Here is a 1,235-nt window from a genome sequence, read left to right on the forward strand (position 1 = left end):
GGTAATCCTCCCATAAATAACCGAAGTTAAAAGTAGAGGTTAAGCAGCCATTAGAGGAGGCTTTCCTTTGTTGGCTTGATGTGGCCGTTCATGATTGTAGTGCCATAGCCAATTTGTTGCATAATCTTGTACTTCATCCAAAGTATCAAATAAATGTTTGCTCAGCCAGCTATAACGTATGGTCCGATTATAGCGTTCAATATATGCATTCTGCTGTGGTTTACCTAGTTGAATATATTCAATACGAATATTGTGCTCAGTTGCCCAACGTACAAATTCATGACTTATAAATTCAGGGCCATTGTCGCATCGGATCACTAACGGTTTTTCTCTCCACTCCAGCAATTGATTCAACGTACGAATAACCCTGATTGTGGGCAATGAGAAGCCTGCTTCAATGGTTAGGCCTTCGCGGCGGTAATCATCAATCACATTTAATAATCGGAACTTTCGACCATCAGAAAGTTGATCATGCATAAAATCCAGTGACCAGACCTGATTTGCTCGGATTGGCTCTTTCAGTGGTTCTGGTGCATGCCGTTTTAGTCGTCTTCTCGGCTTAATACACAGATTTAGTGCCAATTCGCAGTAAATACGGTAAACACGCTTGTGGTTCCAGTGATGGCTTTCAACATGACGTAGATAAGAGAAACATAGACCAAAGCCCCAATCTGTATTTTCTTCAGTCAGTTCAATGAGCTGTTCTGCAATGAGAGCATTGTCATCACTGAGTTTAGCCTGATAACGGTAGCAGGTTTCACTGATTCCAAATACAGTGCAAGCCAAACGAATACTAATGGCATATTGGGCAACTGCCTGCTGTGCCATCTTACGTCGGCAAGATGGCTTCACCACTTTTTTGACATCACTTCCTGGATAATTTCTGCTTTTAATCGTTCTTCAGCATACATCTTTTTGAGTCTAGAATTTTCTGATTCCAGCTCTTTCAGCCGTGCCATCAATGATGTATCCATACCCCCATATTTGGCACGCCATTTATAAAAAGTAGCATTACTCATGCCATGTTCACGACAAAGGGCAGCAACAGGTGTACCAGACTTCGCTTGCTTCAAGATGGACATGATCTGGCTTTCAGTAAATTTAGATGTTTTCATGCAGAATCTCCTGCTTGTATCTTAAGAGAAAATTCTACTTTTACATCCTTTTATTTTTAGAGGGGATTACCGAAGAGTACGTGCCATTGAAAAAATATAGAAATGAAAAGAGCTTAAAGG

The 1,235-nt window shown here is 40.8% G+C and carries 1 protein-coding gene; it reads right to left on the reverse strand.

The window, feature by feature from the left end; translation table 11 throughout:
* Positions 1–39 precede the first annotated feature (39 nt).
* Positions 40–1,115, reverse strand: a protein-coding gene (locus tag WAE57_RS15755) for an IS3 family transposase (RefSeq protein WP_337711298.1) whose coding sequence is annotated in 2 segments (ribosomal slippage) — positions 40–863 and positions 863–1,115 — 1,077 coding nt in all. Because the reading frame shifts where the segments join, the coding sequence is not laid out codon by codon here.
* Positions 1,116–1,235: the final 120 nt, after the last annotated feature.

It is taken from the genome of Acinetobacter sp. NS-4 (assembly GCF_037402435.1).
Lineage (GTDB): Bacteria > Pseudomonadota > Gammaproteobacteria > Pseudomonadales > Moraxellaceae > Acinetobacter.